Here is a 15,428-nt window from a genome sequence, read left to right as displayed (position 1 = left end):
TTTCGGTGTACCCGCGCACAGCGGCGGTATCTCAGCCGGGCGCAGGCGTATCGCGTCCCTAACCGGGCAGTCCGTCGTGGTGTACAGGAACCGGTCGAGTCGCACCCGGCCGGTCTGGTGGTCGATCTCATACTTGCTGCGCTGACCGTTGGGAATCTCAACCGTCACGTCGAATTCCGTGGCGCGCCCTCAGCCGCCGACCGTGCACCGCCCGCTGTGAGCCGCTCCATGAGCGTGGTGTGCACCTCGGCCTCGGCGCGGTCGGCGTCGATTTCGACTAGGATTCCCCGGCCGAGGTAGTACTTGACCAGTGGCTCGGTTTGCTCGGTGTATACGGCAAGCCGGTGTCTGATGATCTCCGGCGTATCGTCGGGCCGGTCCTCTCGCTCCGCGCGGGCGAGCAGCCTTGCAACGAGCACATCCTCGGGAGCGCTCAGATATACCACTGCGTCGCCGGCCACATTCAACTGCACGCCGATCTCCGCCGCCCGCAAGGCCTGCGGCAGAGTCCGCGGGAAACCGTCCAGCAGGTAGCCGCCGGTCTCGCGAACCGCGCCGACGACCGCAGGCGTGACGATATCGAACAGTAAAGCGTCCGGGACCAGGTCCCCACGCTCGATGAACGACGACACTTTGCGCCCTGGCTCCGTGTTCCCGGCGACCTCGGCACGCAGCATGTCTCCGGACGAAATATGCGTGATCCCAGTTGCTTCGGAAAGTAGCTTGCACTGAGTCCCTTTACCGGACCCAGGCGGGGATACCATAATTATCTTCACTTCCGGTAAGGTCCCCTCCGAAATAGTAATACTCGAAATACCTTGGTACTGCGGATTTTCCGTCTGGCCCAGAATCGTCGATGAGCTAACCCCAGTCCTTGGGCCACCTTGGTCATCAGGCGTTCGCAAGGGCGTTGCTGGCATCTAGGGTCACCTGGGCGGCTCTGCGGCACAATGTCGGTGCAGACAACGACGGGTCCGCTTTGATGTGATTTCTCACACCGGCCAATGACAGGCCTATGATCTGCGGCATGGGCGCGGCATCGCACACCGATGGTGTCCGGCGTGGCAACGCGACCGGTCCGCACATCAGCAAGCTCAGCGAACTCATGCTGGCCCGCGGACCAGAGCTGGGTGCGGCGATGGCCGACCTGCTCTGCCGCGAGATCGCCGCGTACCGCGACGGCACAATCGTCAGTCGCGACGACGTGCGCGACAGCTGCGTGGCCAACCTGACATTCGTCTTCGACTCGCTCGCCGGGGACATCGCCCCGGATTTGTCGGCCGCCGAGCGCACCGGCATCACCCGCGCCGTCGCCGGTGTGCCGCTGCCAGCGGTGATGACCGCCTATCGGATCGGATTCCGGTTGATGTGGGAGCAGGCCGTTGCCGAAGCGCGGGCGGCGAAGATGCCCACCGAATCGATCCTGGATGCCGCCGCGCGTGTCTTCCTCGCGCAGGACACCTTCACCGAGGCGATGGCCAGCGCCTACCGCCAACAGCTGACCACGCAGATCTTGGAGCAGGAGGAGGAGCGATCGGCGCTGGTGGAGGCGCTGCTGTTTCGGCAGATCACCGACATCCGGAGCCTCTGGGAGGCGGCCGACCTGCTGCGACTGCCGACCTCCGGACCGTTCGTCGTCGTGGCGGCAGAACTACCGGCGATCGGGAAGCTGGGGCTTCCTACCATCGCCAACAAGTTGTCCTCCCACGACATCCGTTCGGCGTGGCGACTGCTGCCGGATCTGCAGGTCGGCATCGTCCATCTCCGCAACCGGTCAGCGCCCGAAAGGCCCGACACACTCGACGAACTGGTCGAGATACTCCACAGTGCAGCCACCAGCCGGGTCGGCATCAGCCCGCCGTTCCACGACCTGGCCGAAACCGGCGATGCACTGCGGTTCGCCCGGTTGGCGGTCACCGGAAAGCCCTCTTGCGACTCTATGGTCACGGTGTTCGACGACTCCCCGCTGGCAGTGGCGGCGGTCAGCTCACCGGAGGTCATGGCGAAGATCAGATCGTCGGTTCTGGGCCGGTTGGATGAGTTGCCGTCGACAGAACGCAAGATCCTGTTCGACACATTCCGGGCCTGGGTTCAGGCACAGGGCTCCGTCAGCGATACCGCGATGAAGATCTTCTGCCATCCCAACACCGTGCGGCACCGGCTGCATCGGATCGAAGAGTGGACCGGCAAGTCCCTGTCGAGCCCGAAGGACACCGCCGAACTCTGTCTGGCGTTCGAGATCGAACTGCGGCTGCCCTAGACACCGGTGAACGGCGCCGGGATGTGTCATACCGACATGGTTCCGCGGAGTGGAATGGCCGGTGCGCTGTCAATCGTCACGGGCCATGAAGGGGCGGGTGTTGTTGAGGCCGTGGGTAGCTCGGTATCCGGGGTAGCCGTTGGTGACCACGTCGTGTTGTCGTTCGACAGCTGCGGGCTATGTGATCGGTGCCAGTCAGGACACCCCGCGTACTGCCTCGAATGGATGGCGCAATCTGTCTGGCCTACTCCCGAGCGGTGATTCGAATGCGCGCGACGGCGATGGGTACTTACCTTCGGGTGATTCGGACGGCTGGGCCCGATGCGCAGCGCCGCGGTCCTGCCGCCGCTGCGGCGCATCACGTGACGAACGAGGCGAGGTGTCGCCGGCCCGGCTGTTCACCGACACAACATGGCCGGGCGACGGTTGTTCGGCTCGCCATCGACAAAGCCCACTGTCGGGAGAAGTCTTCGAGGTGGTGGCGGTCACCATTCCGCCGCTCATGTCAAGTTTGGGAGTCGCAGCCATGGGCGTTGATCGTGATGCGTTGTTCATCGGTGGCAGCTGGGTCAAACCGTCGGGATCAAGTCGCCTCACCGTGCTAAACGCGGCGACCGAGGAGGTATTGGGCAGTGTGCCCGAGGCTACCGAAGTCGATGTGGACCAGGCGGTGGCGGCGGCGGGGGCCGCGTTCGACAGTTCCGACTGGGCTGGCCTTTCACCGCCCGATCGGGCCTCCGCGATGCTCCGCTTCGCCGATGAACTGGAAAAACGCGCGTCGGACCTCGCCCGCACGGTGTCCCAGGAGAACGGGATGCCGATCGGCCTGGCCGAGATGTTGGAGGGCTCCTTCGCGATCGGGATGCTGCGCTTCTACGCCGAACTCGCCGGCGCGACAACGACAGAGGAGAGTCGGCCATCACAGCTGGGGGTGGAGACTCTGGTTCGGCGGACACCAATGGGTGTGGTCGCCGCGATCGTGCCGTGGAACTACCCGGTAGTGCTGGCGATGAGCAAGATCGCGCCCGCGCTCGCTGCGGGGTGCACGATCGTGGTCAAGCCGTCGCCGCCGAGCACGCTGCTGGATTCCTACATCTTGGCCGACGCCGCCGAGGCCGCCGGTTTGCCACCCGGGGTGATCAACTGGGTTCCGGGTGGACGGGAAATCGGTGCCTACCTGGTTTCCCACCCCGGCGTGAACAAGGTCAGCTTCACCGGGTCGACTGCGGCAGGCCGGTCTATCGGGAAAGTGTGCGCGGAATTGCTGCGTCCAGTGACCTTGGAGCTGGGAGGCAAGTCCGCGGCGATCCTGCTCGACGACGTCGACATGGACACGATCTGGCCCAACCTGCAATTCGTCAACTTCATGAACCAAGGCCAGACCTGTGTGTGCTGCAGCCGGCTGCTGGCTCCCGCAGGTCGCTACGAGGAGATCGTGGAGACCGTGGCGTCGCGGGTGTCATCGCTCAAGATCGGGAACCCGCTGGATCCCACCGTCGAGATCGGGCCGATGGCCTCCAAGGAGCATCGGGAGCGGGTCGAGGGTTACATCGAAAAAGGCAAGACTGAAGCTAAATTGGTTGCCGGCGGCGGCCGGCCGAAGGGACTGGACCGCGGCTGGTTCGTCGAGCCCACCGTGTTCGCCTACATGACCAACTCGGCCACCATCGCCCGGGAAGAGATCTTTGGGCCGGTGCTGTCGGTCATCCCTTACGAGGACGAGAACGACGCGGTGCGGTTGGCGAACGACTCGCCCTACGGGCTCGGCGGCTCGGTGTTCAGTGCAGACGTCGAACGGGCGAAAGATGTTGCCCGCCGAGTGCACACGGGCACCATCGGGGTGAACGGCTATCCGGTCGCGATCGGGTCGCCGTTCGGTGGCGTGAAGGACAGCGGGATTGGTCGCGAATTCGGTCCCGAGGCACTGAACAGCTATTTCAACCTGAAGTCGATGTACATCAGTGGCTGACAAGCAGACATTTGCCGTCGAGTCCGACGCGAATCGGCAACCGCCCGCTCTGCGAGCTGGCGCGCCCTCCTCCGAAAATTAGCAAACCTCCACACAACCTGAAAGTAGGTCGCTCAATGTCACACAGTGCAGATCGCCTGAGCAAAGACCCCACCCCCGACGCTGCCGAAGACAACGCGTTCTTTCCCTCCCCGTATTCACTGAGTCAGTACACCACGACGAAGACCGACTTCAGCGGAGTGCGACACAAGGGCGCCTACACCGAGGGCAGATGGAAAGTACTTATGATCGCAGCCGAGGAGCGATACGTCTTGCTGGAGAACGGGAGAATGTTCTCTACCGGAAATCATCCCGTCGAGATGTTGCTCCCCCTACACCACCTGATGGCGGCGGGATTCGATGTCGACGCCGCGACGATCTCCGGCTACCCAGCCAAGCTGGAATTGTGGGCGATGCCGCGCGAGGACGAAGCTGTCCTGTCAACTTACGAGGCGCTGAAGCCAAAGCTCAAGGCCCCCAAGAATCTTTCCGAGGTCGTCGCGAAGGATCTCGGGCCTGATTCCGACTACATCGCCGTCTTCATCCCCGGTGGGCACGCCGCCGTGGTCGGGCTCCCTTCGAGCCCTGCGGTGGGCCAAACCCTTGATTGGGCCTTATCGAACGACAAGTTCATCATCACCTTGTGTCATGGCCCGGCCGCGTTGCTGGCCGCCTCGCTGGGCAAGAAAGAATCGCCCTTCAACGGATACTCGGTCTGCGTTTTTCCCGACGCGCTCGACCAAGGGCCGAATATCGAGATCGGCTATCTCCCTGGCCATTTGCGGTGGCTTGTCGCCGATCTGCTCGGCAAGCAGGGATTGACCGTCATCAACGACACCATGACCGGCCAGACCCACCAAGACCGCATGCTGCTCACCGGTGATAGCCCGCTCGCCTCGAACAGTCTCGGTCTGCTCGCCGCCGATGCATTGGTCGAAGCCGTTCAGGCGACGAAGTAATCCAACAGCCCGGGCTGGTTGGAGCCCACGATTATCACGTAGTGCGCCTTGAGGGTGCCGCTATTCTTCAAGGCTCTCCTGACGTGAATGTGGGTGGCCTCCTTCCACGCGGTCGAGTCCGGTGTGGTCGTGGGTAACAGGGGCATGGTGCTCATCCCGCGACCCACCCGGCACGGGACGCGAACGCTGGGGACCGTTGTCGGCGGACTACCTGACCAACACCCGGGGACGGCGGGTAACCACCAGCGAAGCGGTACGAACCGACCTGGCCGAATCGGTGGCCCAGCCCGTGCAGTGGTGGACCATCGCCGAGATATTGCCGGAGTTGGGCGCCACGTCCGCAATTGAAATGCCGCCCGGCCACGTGTTGACGCGGCTCAGCGACGCTACCGGGCCTCGTACGATTGCGATAGCCGATGTGGGATTGAGGGCGGCGGCACACCGAGCGCGGACGGGGTAGCGCTTGTGTAAGCCCGCTATCGGAGGAAAACCCCTGGTAACCAAAACTCATTGGATTGATAGAGGTACGTCGATGACCACCTATCGCAGGATCGCTGCGCTGGGCAGTTCCTATGCCGCCGGCCCCGGCATCACGCCCGTCGTCAACCGCCCCGCGATGCGTTCAGGCAACAACTACGCTCACGTGTTGGCGCGTGCCCTCGGCGCCGAACTCACCGATCTGACTGTTTCGGGAGCAACGACGTCAACCGTCCTGGATGTCCCGCAGCGCGTGGGCCTGGTGAAGTTCCCGCCACAGATTCGCTCGCTGCCCGCCGACGCCGACCTGGTGCTCATAACGGCCGCCGGCAACGATCTGGAATACCTGGGCTCTGCGGTCAAGCTCGGTGTTCACTTCACCCTCGACCAGTACACGTACGGGCTGCTGCAGCGCTGGAAGCCGGCCGGCATTCCGACGACGACCCCGCAGCAGCGAGACCAGGCCGCCGCGGGGCTCGCGCGGATTGTGACCGAAACGCGTTCCCGCGCAACGCAAGCGCGAGTTATCCTCATCGATTACCTACCCATGGTCGGTGCCCCGACCGCCCCCTTCAAGGATGTCCCATTCGACGGGGCCGTCATCGATGCTCTAGCGGCTATTCACGATCAACTGTCGTGCGTGTTCACCGATGTCGCCGACGAAACTGGGGCCGATCTCGTACAAGCATCCCGAATCGGCCGTGGACATGAACTCGGTAGCCCGTTCCCCTGGATCCAGCCACTGCAACCCAGCTGTCGAATTGCGAGTTCGTTTCACCCGACCGCAGACGGGATGAAAGCTGTTGCCGCAGAACTACTGAAAATCGTCGGCGAGCCTTCCTGAGCCGCCTGGCCTGATGCACACCATCGTTTGTTCGCATCATTCCGAAGACGTACGAGATTTCAACGGTGGTCAGCTTCCGGATCAGACCGTTCCTGATGCCGCTCGGCGATTACGGCTTCTCCACCGCGTTGGCCTGGGTCAACGACCGATTCGGGGTGTCCTGGCAGCTCAACCTGCCCTGAGCGACAGTCAGTCCGGCCGGGGGACCGAGGCCGCTCTGGCCTGCCCGAGCCAGGTCGGGATGGCTCGACGCACATCGGTGGTGCGAGTGTCCGCTCCACCGCTGTGGGGCAGCGAGCCCTACGTGCATGCCTTGCTGGGCGAATCGGCGACCGATGTTGCGACCGAACGTCGCGAGTTGACGGTCTCTGCCTTCGCCGACGGTGTCGCGTTTCGCGAGTATTTCAAGGCGAACTACGGGCCGACTATCGCGGCCTACCGGGGGATCGCCGAGGACCCCGATCGCGTGGCCGCACTTGACGTTGACATCGCGGTGCTGGCGGATCGCGCTTTGCGGCGCGGTTCGATGGAGTGGGAGTATCTGTTGCTGACGGCGCGTAAGTGCTGATTCTGGCCAGCGGGAAACTCGGGGGCTTCTTGGATCAGTCCTTGCCGGCCTGCTCGGCATGTAGCGCCTTGATGCGCCGCTGCTCGCGCAGCATCGACTGGTAGCTCTCGCGTTCGGCGATCAGCCAGTCCGGCTTCTCCTCGAGGAGCTGACCGATCTGTTCGGTAGTCAGCGCATTGTCCACACCGCTGCGGGTGAGGCCGGAGATCGAGATGCCCAGCTTGGCTGCCACCAGGTTCTTCGGGTGCGGCCCGTTCTTGCGCAGGTCCTTGAGCCACTGGGGCGGTTCGGCCTGCAAGGCGGCGAGCTCGCTGCGGGTGATCGAGTTCTCCTGGAACTCCGCGGGCGTCGCGGGCAGATACACGTCCAGCTTCTTGGCGGCCGTGGCGGGTTTCATGGACTGTGCGTTCGGCCTGCTCATGGCGTCAGCCTATCGGTAACCTGATGCGGTGAACCCGCCTTCCCTGTCCCTCGGGTACGTCCCCGGCGGGACGCCCGCGAAGTGGGCACGAGTCTGGGGACAGCGGCATCCAGACGTTCCGTTGCTGCTGCACACCGTTGAGGCCGCAGACGCAGCCGCCGCGGTGCGAGCAGGCACCGTCGATGTCGCGCTGCTGCGGCCGATGGCCGACACCGCAGGGTTAGCGGTCATTCCGCTCTACGAGGAGACGACGGTGGCCGTGGTACCCAAAGACCACGTCTTCAATGCCGTCGACGAGATCACCTCGGCGGATCTCGGCGACGAGCCGCTGCTGCTCCCACTCGACGACGTCGTTGCTTGGGCGGATGCGCCCGGCAAGCCGATTGACCATCGCCCTGAAACCACCAAGGATGCAATAGAACTCGTCGCCGCCGGGCTGGGTGCGCTGATCGTTCCGCAGTCGCTGGCGCGGCTGTATCACCGCAAGGACTTGGCCTACCGCCCGATCCGCGATGCGCCCACCTGCCCGGTGTCGCTCGCCTTCGCCGAAGGACCGCAGACGGCGTTGGTTGAAGAGTTCGTTGGCATTGTGCGCGGTCGCAAACCCGGTTCCTCGCGGGGCCAGTCCCAGCCGGCACCGAAACGCAGCGCACGGGAGAAGACCCTTGCCAAGCAGGCCGCCCGAGCGGCTGCGGGCAAGGTCGCCCGCAAGCCAGGTGGGGCGGGCCGCGGTCGACGCTGAGGCGCCCACTGGCGCCCGGCTGCCGGCGGCACTTGGTGCGTTGGGGGACTTTAGAAATCCCAGTCGTCGTCGGTCGTGGGCTGCTGTGCGCCGATGACATATGAGCTGCCCGACCCAGAGAAGAAGTCGTGGTTCTCGACAGCCCCAGGGTCGAGGGCGGACATGATCTCGGCCGGCACGCGACAGTCATCGGTGGGAAACAACGGGTCCAGGCCGAGGTTGGACAGCGCCTTGTTCGCGTTGTAGCGCATGTACGGCAGGACCGGTTCGGTCATGCCGAGTGGGCCGTATAGATCTCGGGCGTAGTCGATTTCGTTGTCGTAGAGGTCGGTGAGCATGGAATACGCGAAGTCCGCCAGCTCGGTGCGGCGCTGCGCGGTGGCCGTGGACATGCCCTGCTGGAACTTGTAGCCGACGTAGAAACCGTGCACCGCCTCGTCGCGGATGATCAGCCGGATGATGTCGGCGGTGTTGGTCAGAATCGACCGTGATGCCCAATGCAGCGGCAGATAGAAGCCGCTGTAGAACATGAACGACTCCAACATCACCGAACTGATCTTCTTCTTGAGCGGGTCGTCGCCGCGGTAGTAGTCGTGCACGATGTGGGCTTTGCGCTGCAGGAAGGTGTTCTCACGCGACCATGCGAAGGCGGCGGTGATCTCGGCCGTCGAACACAGGGTGGAGAAGATGGAGCTGTAGCTCTTGGCGTGGACCGACTCCATGAACGCCATGTTGGTGTACACCGCCTCCTCGTGCGGTGTGGCGGAGTCGGCAAGCATCTCGATGCACCCGACGGTGCCCTGCATGGTGTCGAGCAGCGTCAGCCCGGTGAACACCCGGATGGTCAGGGTCTGCTGTTCGGGAGTCAGGGTGTGCCAGCTGGGTAGGTCGTTGGACAGCGGCACCTTCTCGGGGAGCCAGAAGTTCGCGGTGAGTCTGTTCCACACCTCCAAGTCCCGCTGGTCGGTGATGTCGTTCCAGTTGATCGCCTCGATCGGATCGACGGTCACGGTCTAGCCTTCGTCGACGGTGAACAGCGTCGCGGCGCGGGCGGCCTCGAACCGCTCGGTCACGTCAGCCCAGTTGATCAACGACCACAACCGGTCGATGTAGTCGGTCTTGACGTTGCGGTACTGGAGGTAAAACGCATGCTCCCAGGCGTCGAACACCAGCAGCGGTGTGCTGGTGGGGACCACCGTGATGTGGTGGTCGTGGATCTGGTTGATCACCAGACGTGCCCCGAGCGGATCCCAGGCCAGCGCACCCCAACCTGAACCCTGCACGCTGGCGGTGGCCGCCGTCAGCTCCGCTTGGAAGGTATCGAAATCGCCGAAGGACTCATCGATAGCGGCGGCGAGTTCCCCGCCAGGCCGGTCTCCACCGTCGGGGGACAGGTTGGTCCAGAAAATCGAATGCAAACTGTGGCCGGCCAGGTGGAAGGCCAGAGTGCGTTCGAGTCCGGGTAGTGGCGCGAAGTCGCGGGCCTGACGCATCTCGCCCAGTCGTTCCCACGTGGCGTTCGCGCCCTTGACGTACGCGGCGTGGTGCGCGCCGTGGTGCAGCGCCATGATCTCGCCGCTGATCGCGGGTTCGAGATCGCCGTAGTCATAGCTCAGATCAGGAAGTTGGTACACGGGCATCGCGGCGTCCTCCTCAGACGGCTGGGTTGTTGCGCCTCATACGGTAGCTGGATTTCGGTTTGCCGAACAAATAATTACGGGACGCCGCAATTCATGCGGCGCAGAAGGAGGGGCACTCTGTCGCCTTGCGATGATGGGTGGCTTTGACGGGCGCGGCGCAGTGCCACAACATGTGTCGATCCGCTCTCGTGGCGGCCCAGTAGCGCTGACGCAGCTCTGGATTTGGCGGATCAAAGGATCTACGGACGGCCATCCGGTGCGCGCCAAGCTTCGCGTCGGCAAGGGGATATCGCCGGTGATGCCGCATTCGAAACGGTCCCACTTAGACCTTTTGGCGACCTTTTGGCAGGCTCGAGCGACCGCGGGGGAGCGAGGCGGTCTCAGTGGGTGTGCGCCGGCCCCTCTTGTCCCTTGTACAGCCGGGCCAGCATTAGGTCGCGGAATCGCGCATTGTCGAGCAGCTTGAGTCCGGCGTTGGCCAGCGCCGGCTTACCGGCCAGCTTGTGAAAGAACCGGCCGCGCTTGTACTCCCGGCCCCAGGCCTCTTCCATCCGCTGCGCGTAGTTGGTGAAATCGTCGGGCCCGCCATTGGTCAGTGCCGCTACGGCGCACTCGCCGGCGGCCAGTCCGGACTCCAACGCCTTGGAGATCCCGGCTCCCGAGGTCGGCCGGCCCGCCCCCAAGGAGTCCCCGGCGAACAGCACCCCGGGTCGCCACGGCGGCCACGCGGTGAAACCCATCGGCAGGCGCCAGGCGCGCACGGTCTTGGACTGCTTGAGTTCGGTGATCGACGGCAGTTCCCACTCTCGGGGCAACGTCTCGAGAAAATCGCCGAGAAAGTGCGTCGCGTTGATGGCCTGCCAATTCTTGTAGCTGTTGACGTAGCCCAAGCCGACGTTGACCCGGCCGTCGCCCAGCGGGAACACCCACCCGTAGCCGGGCAGCTGGTCGCCCTGAAAGACCAACTTCATATAGATGTCGAGGGAGTCGACATCCGGTCGGACGGCAGGCATTTCGGCGCGGATCGCGATCGCGGAGTAGCCGTTGTAGTCCGAGTCGAGCTTCAGCGCCCGCTTGATCGGCGAGTAGGCGCCGTCGGCGGCGATCACCGCATCCGCCAGCACCTTCTCACCACCCTTGAGCAGCACCCCGGTTACCCGGCCGGTGTCGTCGAGCACCGGGCCGGCGGCTTCGGCGGACTGGCGGATTTCTGCGCCGGCCGATTCGGCGTGCTTGAGCAGCAACGTGTCCAGTTCCGGGCGGCGTGCGACGTAGCCGTGGTCGGGCATGCCCGGTCGGCGCGGAAACGACAGCTCCCACTCGCTCGGGCTGAACACCTTCACGCGGTTGACCCGGTGGAACTTGTCCACCTCCGCGGCCAGGCCCATTTTCTGCAGGTAGCTGACCGCGCGCGCGGTCAGTCCGTCACCGCACGGCTTGTCCCGCGGGAACTCCGCCTTGTCCAAGACCACGACGCTCGCGCCGGCCTGCCTGGCTTGCCAGGCGGCCGCTGACCCTGCTGGACCTCCGCCGACAACTGCAAGGTCGAATCGCTGCACCACAGCCGCGATGTTAGCCGACGGCCGGTCTGCCCAGGTCAGCGACGGCAACGCTGTAAGGTGCTTGACGTGCGCGGAACGACGAGACCCAAGCCGGCCGAAAACGGTGGGCAGAAGGTCGACGCGCGCAGCGAACGCTGGCGCGAGCACCGCAAGAAGGTCCGCCGCGAAATCGTCGACGCCGCATTCCGGTCCATCGACCGGCTCGGCCCTGAAGTGAGCGTGCGCGAGATCGCCGAGGAAGCCGGCACCGCCAAGCCCAAGATCTACCGGCATTTTGCCGACAAGGACGACCTGTTCGAGGCGGTCGGGGCTCGACTGCGTGACGACCTGTGGACGGCGATCTTCGCCTCCATCGATGTCGCCACCAACTCGCTGCGCGACATCGTCCAGCGCAGCGTCGAAGAGTACGTTGCCCTGGTCGACGAGCACCCCAATGTGCTGCGGTTCTTCATCCAGGGTCGGGCCCGCGCCCAGTCCGAGTCGAGGATGCGGGCACTCAACGAAGGCCGGACCATCACCCTGGCGATGGCCGAGATGATCAACAACGAACTGCAGGATCTGGATCTCAATCGCGGGGCGCTGGATCTGGCCGCTTTCGCGGCGTTCGGTAGTGCGACCTCGGCCACCGACTGGTGGCTCGGGCCGGAGTTGGACAGCCCGCGGCGTATGCCCCGCGACACCTTTGTGGACTACCTGACGACCATCATGATCAGCGTCGTCGGGGGCACCGCCCAGAACCTCGGCATCGTGATGGACCCCGATCAGCCGATCCAGTCGGCGGTCCGCAGTCGACCGGTTGCCTGAGCAGCGATCCTCTTGAATCAGGCGCGTTAACCTGATAAATGCCGTATAAACAGCTGAATGAAACACAATAACGCCTGGCGGATGGGTTCAGGGCTGCTGTCAGCAGTCACCGCGGCAGCATTGGTCGTGCCGGCGACGCAGGCGTCAGCGGTGCCCGCGGTGACCACGGCGTTGGCGGTATCACCGACGGCGTTGCCCACTTTTCCGTTCGGGGGGCCGCCGGGTGACCCGTATGCCTGCATGGAGGTGGGCGTAGTCGGGTGCTCGATCGTGTTCGGCGGCAGCGGCATTCCGATACCGCACCAGGACTACATCGACGCGGTCAACCAGCGCTTCATTCAGCCATTGAATCCCGGGTTCACCCCGCAGGCCCTGTTCACCCCGGAGGGACTGCAGCCGTTTACCGGTGTCAAGACTTTGCCGCTGGACGTTTCGATGTCGCAGGGACTGACGATGCTGCAGCTGGCCGTCGACAAGCAGTTCGACTTGGGGCACGCGGTCAACCTCTACGGCTACTCGCAAAGCGCTTCGATCGACACGCTGCTGATGAGGCAGTATCTCGCGTTGCCCGCTGATCAACGGCCCGACCCAGATCAGCTGTCGTTCACGTTGCTGGGCAACCCCAACACCCCCAACGGCGGGCTGATGCAGATCTTCAATCTGCCCGAGTTCGGTGGATCGGTGCCCATTGCCTCACTGGGTTTGACCCTCAACGGCGCAACTCCGGACGGACCCTGGGCGACCAACAATTACACGCTGGAGTACGACGGGTTTGCCGACTTTCCGCGCTACTCGCTGAATCTGCTTTCCAACCTCAATGCGGTGGCTGGGATCCTCTACACCCACAACCAGTACCCGATGCTGCCGATGACGCCCGACGGCCAGCTTGCCAACGCGATTCTGCTGCCAGGCTCGGTGGACTATGTCGGTGGGCTGCCCGACGGCGTGACGCCAAGTACGGCGACCAACTACTGGATGATCCCCACCGAGAACCTTCCCCTACTGGAGCCGTTCCGGGGCAGCCCGTTTGGGAACGCGATCGCCGACCTGGTGCAGCCGGCCCTGCGGGTGCTGGTCAACCTGGGCTACGGCCAGATCGAGCACGGCTGGGACGCGGGGCCGGCCAATGTGCCCACCACGATGGGGTTGTTCCCGGACGTCAACCCCATGGATGTCCTGACCGCCCTGGTCAACGGGGCGCAACAGGGCTGGCAGGATTTCGTTCACGACTTGGGTTCGCTGTCGTCAGCCGTTGCCGACGGGCCCGACGCGGGCGCGGACAGTGCCGCGTTCACGATGCCCAGCCTCGTCGACATCGCCAACGCATTCAGCGGCTCGGTCTCCGCGATCAACGGGCTGTCGATGGTGACCGGCGACATCCTCAATGCACTGACTACCACGCTGCCGGCCGCCATGGCCCAGGTCTTCTTCTCCCAGCTCTCCCAGGGGGATCTCGTCGATGCGATCGGTCTTCCATTGGCCGCGGCCAATGGGCTGGGGTCGCTGGCGGCGGGCTTCGAGTTGATCGGAATCATGCATGCGACGTCCCAGATTCAGGCGGAATTCGCGGGCCTGTTCGGCTGACCCGAGCGGGCTTTTACAACCCGAGGTCGAGCAACGCGCTGATGGTGTCCACGACCAGGGGTTTGGTGGCCTCTAGGAATTGGGTGGTGGTCGCCGTGATGAAGTCGGACAGCGCGGTGAACGCCTGCTGCAGGGGCCCGGGCAACTCCTGGTAGATCGCCGCGATGATCGCGTTGGGGATGATCAGCCCCTGGTTGATCACGCCCGCGACCATCGTGGCCAGCTGCAGGTAGACCACCTCGGCGTCGGGTAGCAGGGGTGCGGTGTAGTCCGGCAGGGTGCCGTGGGCGTTGGCGGCGATGAGGTTGGCCAGCACCTCGGCGGCCTGCTCGGGCGTGCCGTCGTCGGTGAACAAACCGAAGTTGCCCTCGTGGTTGAGCGCCCCGGTCACCAGATCCTGCGCGCTGTAGACAAACGCCGGGCCGGCGAACGGGAGCTTGGACCAGGCGATCAGGAAGTCTTCGAGGAAATTGGCCTGGATGGTCTCGCTCACACCGAACACCGGGGTGGTGGCATTGCCGTACTCGGTGGCCCAGATTTTCAGATCGCCGTCACCGTTGGCGGCCATGATCGCGTTCAGTGCCTGGACCTGCTCCAGGGGTGAGTTGGTCACGCCCAGGCCCGCGGAGAACGGGCAGCGTGTAGTGGTAGGGGTGGTAGCTGACCGCGTCGAAGTAGCCGTGCGCCCCGCTGGCGTACATCTGCTCCAGGAACTCTTGGGGACTGATGCTGAGCCCGGCGATGGTGGTGGTCGCGCCCAACGCTCCCGCCAGCACGGTGGCGTCGGGGTCGACGGCTTTGATCGCGGTGTAAGCGGCCTGCAGCACGGTGGTGTAAGTCTCGGCGCTGAGCGGGGAGTAGAAGATCACCCCGTTGGGCTCGTTCCAGATCTCGTACGACCCGATTTCGCTGCCGTAGCGTTCGGCGACGTCGGCCGCGAAATTCGCATACGCCGTCGGGTCGGGTGCACCCGAGATGAGGGCGCCGTCCCAGGCGGGGTTGCCGGTGATGGCGGCGGTGATCGTGAAGCCCATCGAATGCGCCGTGTTGATCACGTTGTCCATCTGGGTCCAGTCGTAGGTGGTGGCCGTGGGCTGGATGTAGAGCCACGGCACACCCAGGCGCAGATCGGTGACCCCGAGCTCGCGGATTTCGCTGAGTTGGGCGATCAGCTCGGACTGGTTCAGGTTGTACAGGTCGGAATCTGCCACCCCGAAGATCTGGGTGGTGACATCGCCGGTCTCGGAGTTGACGAGGGTGATTGTCTCGAGGTGGATCAGCTGAGGCGCTGCGATCGCCGGGGCGGCGCCGGGATTGCTCGTCGGCGCGCCGGCGGCACCGGTCAGGGTTGAGACGGCCAGGACGGCCGCCGCGAGTGCCGTTTGGATGCGACGCACAGATATCAACTACAGGACCGCCTCGACAGTGATGGTGGGGGTTGAGCGTAGCGCCGAAGTGGGAGAAGCTTCAGGTCAAGCAGAAGGCATTCTCAGGTGAGGTGTGACGCCGTTGACGGACTCAGGTCCGGCAAACACACTGAATATCAACACCCTTGGAGG

Annotated in this window: 17 protein-coding genes and 2 pseudogenes; 10 read left to right on the top strand and 9 right to left on the bottom strand. The window is 64.4% G+C overall.

Annotated elements, in window-relative coordinates:
- Positions 1–78: 78 nt before the first annotated feature.
- Positions 79–168 (bottom strand): annotated as a pseudogene (locus tag NM962_00950) (inorganic diphosphatase).
- Positions 165–764 (bottom strand): adenylate kinase, encoded by a 600-nt coding sequence (locus NM962_00945; GenBank protein ID UVO14933.1) that lies wholly within the window; start codon positions 762–764, stop codon positions 165–167. Before NM962_00945 ends, NM962_00950 begins: the two are co-directional and overlap by 4 nt.
- A gap of 263 nt (positions 765–1,027) precedes the next feature.
- Between NM962_00945 and NM962_00940 the strand changes: the two genes are divergently transcribed.
- From NM962_00940 to hchA, 4 genes are all read left to right on the top strand, one after another.
- Positions 1,028–2,260, top strand: coding sequence for a helix-turn-helix domain-containing protein (locus NM962_00940; protein UVO12765.1), 1,233 nt, complete (start codon positions 1,028–1,030; stop codon positions 2,258–2,260).
- A 54-nt stretch (positions 2,261–2,314) separates the two neighbouring features.
- Positions 2,315–2,521, top strand: coding sequence for an alcohol dehydrogenase catalytic domain-containing protein (locus NM962_00935; protein UVO12764.1), 207 nt, complete (start codon positions 2,315–2,317; stop codon positions 2,519–2,521).
- Positions 2,522–2,786: 265 nt separating this feature from the next.
- Positions 2,787–4,229 (top strand): aldehyde dehydrogenase, encoded by a 1,443-nt coding sequence (locus NM962_00930; protein UVO12763.1) that lies wholly within the window; start codon positions 2,787–2,789, stop codon positions 4,227–4,229.
- Positions 4,230–4,345: 116 nt separating this feature from the next.
- Complete coding sequence (hchA, locus tag NM962_00925; GenBank protein ID UVO12762.1) at positions 4,346–5,227, top strand: protein deglycase HchA; 882 nt, start codon at positions 4,346–4,348, stop codon at positions 5,225–5,227.
- Here the strand turns inward: hchA and NM962_00920 are convergent.
- The gene (locus NM962_00920; protein ID UVO12761.1) at positions 5,212–5,382 is read right to left on the bottom strand and encodes a hypothetical protein; all 171 of its coding nucleotides are present in this window, start codon (positions 5,380–5,382) and stop codon (positions 5,212–5,214) included. The two genes, hchA and NM962_00920, sit on opposite strands and share 16 nt — an antisense overlap.
- A gap of 377 nt (positions 5,383–5,759) precedes the next feature.
- Between NM962_00920 and NM962_00915 the strand changes: the two genes are divergently transcribed.
- The 3 genes and pseudogenes from NM962_00915 (at position 5,760) to NM962_00905 (ending at position 7,116) form a co-directional block, all read left to right on the top strand.
- Positions 5,760–6,548, top strand: coding sequence for an SGNH/GDSL hydrolase family protein (locus NM962_00915; protein UVO12760.1), 789 nt, complete (start codon positions 5,760–5,762; stop codon positions 6,546–6,548).
- A 65-nt stretch (positions 6,549–6,613) separates the two neighbouring features.
- Positions 6,614–6,730 (top strand): VOC family protein, encoded by a 117-nt coding sequence (locus NM962_00910; protein ID UVO12759.1) that lies wholly within the window; start codon positions 6,614–6,616, stop codon positions 6,728–6,730.
- A gap of 92 nt (positions 6,731–6,822) precedes the next feature.
- Positions 6,823–7,116, top strand: a pseudogene (locus tag NM962_00905) (SAM-dependent methyltransferase).
- Positions 7,117–7,150: 34 nt separating this feature from the next.
- On the opposite strand, the gene NM962_00900 reads toward NM962_00905, so the two are convergent.
- Positions 7,151–7,537 carry a DUF5997 family protein gene (locus NM962_00900; GenBank protein UVO12758.1) on the bottom strand — a complete coding sequence of 129 codons (387 nt, stop codon included), beginning with the start codon at positions 7,535–7,537 and terminating at the stop codon, positions 7,151–7,153.
- A 28-nt stretch (positions 7,538–7,565) separates the two neighbouring features.
- Here NM962_00900 and NM962_00895 point away from each other — a divergent pair, with 28 nt between their 5' ends.
- Positions 7,566–8,279 carry a LysR family substrate-binding domain-containing protein gene (locus NM962_00895; GenBank protein ID UVO12757.1) on the top strand — a complete coding sequence of 238 codons (714 nt, stop codon included), beginning with the start codon at positions 7,566–7,568 and terminating at the stop codon, positions 8,277–8,279.
- Positions 8,280–8,329: 50 nt separating this feature from the next.
- Here the strand turns inward: NM962_00895 and nrdF are convergent, their stop codons facing one another.
- From nrdF to NM962_00880, 3 genes are all read right to left on the bottom strand, one after another.
- A complete protein-coding gene (nrdF, locus tag NM962_00890) occupies positions 8,330–9,289 on the bottom strand; it encodes a class 1b ribonucleoside-diphosphate reductase subunit beta (protein UVO12756.1) in 960 nt (319 codons plus the stop codon).
- 3 nt (positions 9,290–9,292) lie between these two features.
- Positions 9,293–9,919 carry a superoxide dismutase gene (locus NM962_00885; GenBank protein ID UVO12755.1) on the bottom strand — a complete coding sequence of 209 codons (627 nt, stop codon included), beginning with the start codon at positions 9,917–9,919 and terminating at the stop codon, positions 9,293–9,295.
- A 380-nt stretch (positions 9,920–10,299) separates the two neighbouring features.
- Positions 10,300–11,481, bottom strand: a complete 1,182-nt coding sequence (locus tag NM962_00880; protein UVO12754.1) for an NAD(P)/FAD-dependent oxidoreductase — start codon at positions 11,479–11,481, stop codon at positions 10,300–10,302.
- Between the two features lie 66 nt (positions 11,482–11,547).
- On the opposite strand from NM962_00880, the gene NM962_00875 reads away from it, so the two are divergent.
- A complete protein-coding gene (locus NM962_00875) occupies positions 11,548–12,285 on the top strand; it encodes a TetR/AcrR family transcriptional regulator (protein UVO12753.1) in 738 nt (245 codons plus the stop codon).
- A 57-nt stretch (positions 12,286–12,342) separates the two neighbouring features.
- On the top strand, positions 12,343–13,869 hold the full coding sequence (locus NM962_00870) for a PE-PPE domain-containing protein (protein UVO12752.1): 1,527 nt from the start codon (positions 12,343–12,345) through the stop codon (positions 13,867–13,869).
- Positions 13,870–13,882: 13 nt separating this feature from the next.
- Here NM962_00870 and NM962_00865 read toward each other — a convergent pair whose 3' ends face one another.
- Both NM962_00865 and NM962_00860 read right to left on the bottom strand, forming a co-directional pair.
- Positions 13,883–14,482, bottom strand: a complete 600-nt coding sequence (locus NM962_00865; protein UVO12751.1) for a hypothetical protein — start codon at positions 14,480–14,482, stop codon at positions 13,883–13,885.
- Positions 14,421–15,266, bottom strand: coding sequence for a glycoside hydrolase family 5 protein (locus NM962_00860; protein ID UVO12750.1), 846 nt, complete (start codon positions 15,264–15,266; stop codon positions 14,421–14,423). The genes NM962_00865 and NM962_00860 overlap by 62 nt, the downstream gene beginning before the upstream one ends.
- Between the last annotated feature and the right edge of the window lie 162 nt (positions 15,267–15,428).

It is taken from the genome of Mycobacterium sp. SVM_VP21 (assembly GCA_024758765.1).
Lineage (GTDB): Bacteria > Actinomycetota > Actinomycetes > Mycobacteriales > Mycobacteriaceae > Mycobacterium > Mycobacterium heraklionense_C.
This window is presented reverse-complemented; position numbering and strand designations above follow the sequence as displayed.

Coding starts and splice junctions, on each gene's coding strand:
- hchA (UVO12762.1), top strand. CDS start 4,346: ATGTCACACAGTGCAGATCGCCTGAGCAAAGACCCCACCCCCGACGCT.
- NM962_00915 (UVO12760.1), top strand. CDS start 5,760: ATGACCACCTATCGCAGGATCGCTGCGCTGGGCAGTTCCTATGCCGCC.
- NM962_00945 (UVO14933.1), bottom strand. CDS start 764: ATGGTATCCCCGCCTGGGTCCGGTAAAGGGACTCAGTGCAAGCTACTT.
- NM962_00885 (UVO12755.1), bottom strand. CDS start 9,919: ATGCCCGTGTACCAACTTCCTGATCTGAGCTATGACTACGGCGATCTC.
- NM962_00930 (UVO12763.1), top strand. CDS start 2,787: ATGGGCGTTGATCGTGATGCGTTGTTCATCGGTGGCAGCTGGGTCAAA.
- NM962_00920 (UVO12761.1), bottom strand. CDS start 5,382: ATGAGCACCATGCCCCTGTTACCCACGACCACACCGGACTCGACCGCG.
- NM962_00870 (UVO12752.1), top strand. CDS start 12,343: ATGAAACACAATAACGCCTGGCGGATGGGTTCAGGGCTGCTGTCAGCA.
- NM962_00940 (UVO12765.1), top strand. CDS start 1,028: ATGGGCGCGGCATCGCACACCGATGGTGTCCGGCGTGGCAACGCGACC.
- NM962_00935 (UVO12764.1), top strand. CDS start 2,315: ATGGCCGGTGCGCTGTCAATCGTCACGGGCCATGAAGGGGCGGGTGTT.
- NM962_00900 (UVO12758.1), bottom strand. CDS start 7,537: ATGAGCAGGCCGAACGCACAGTCCATGAAACCCGCCACGGCCGCCAAG.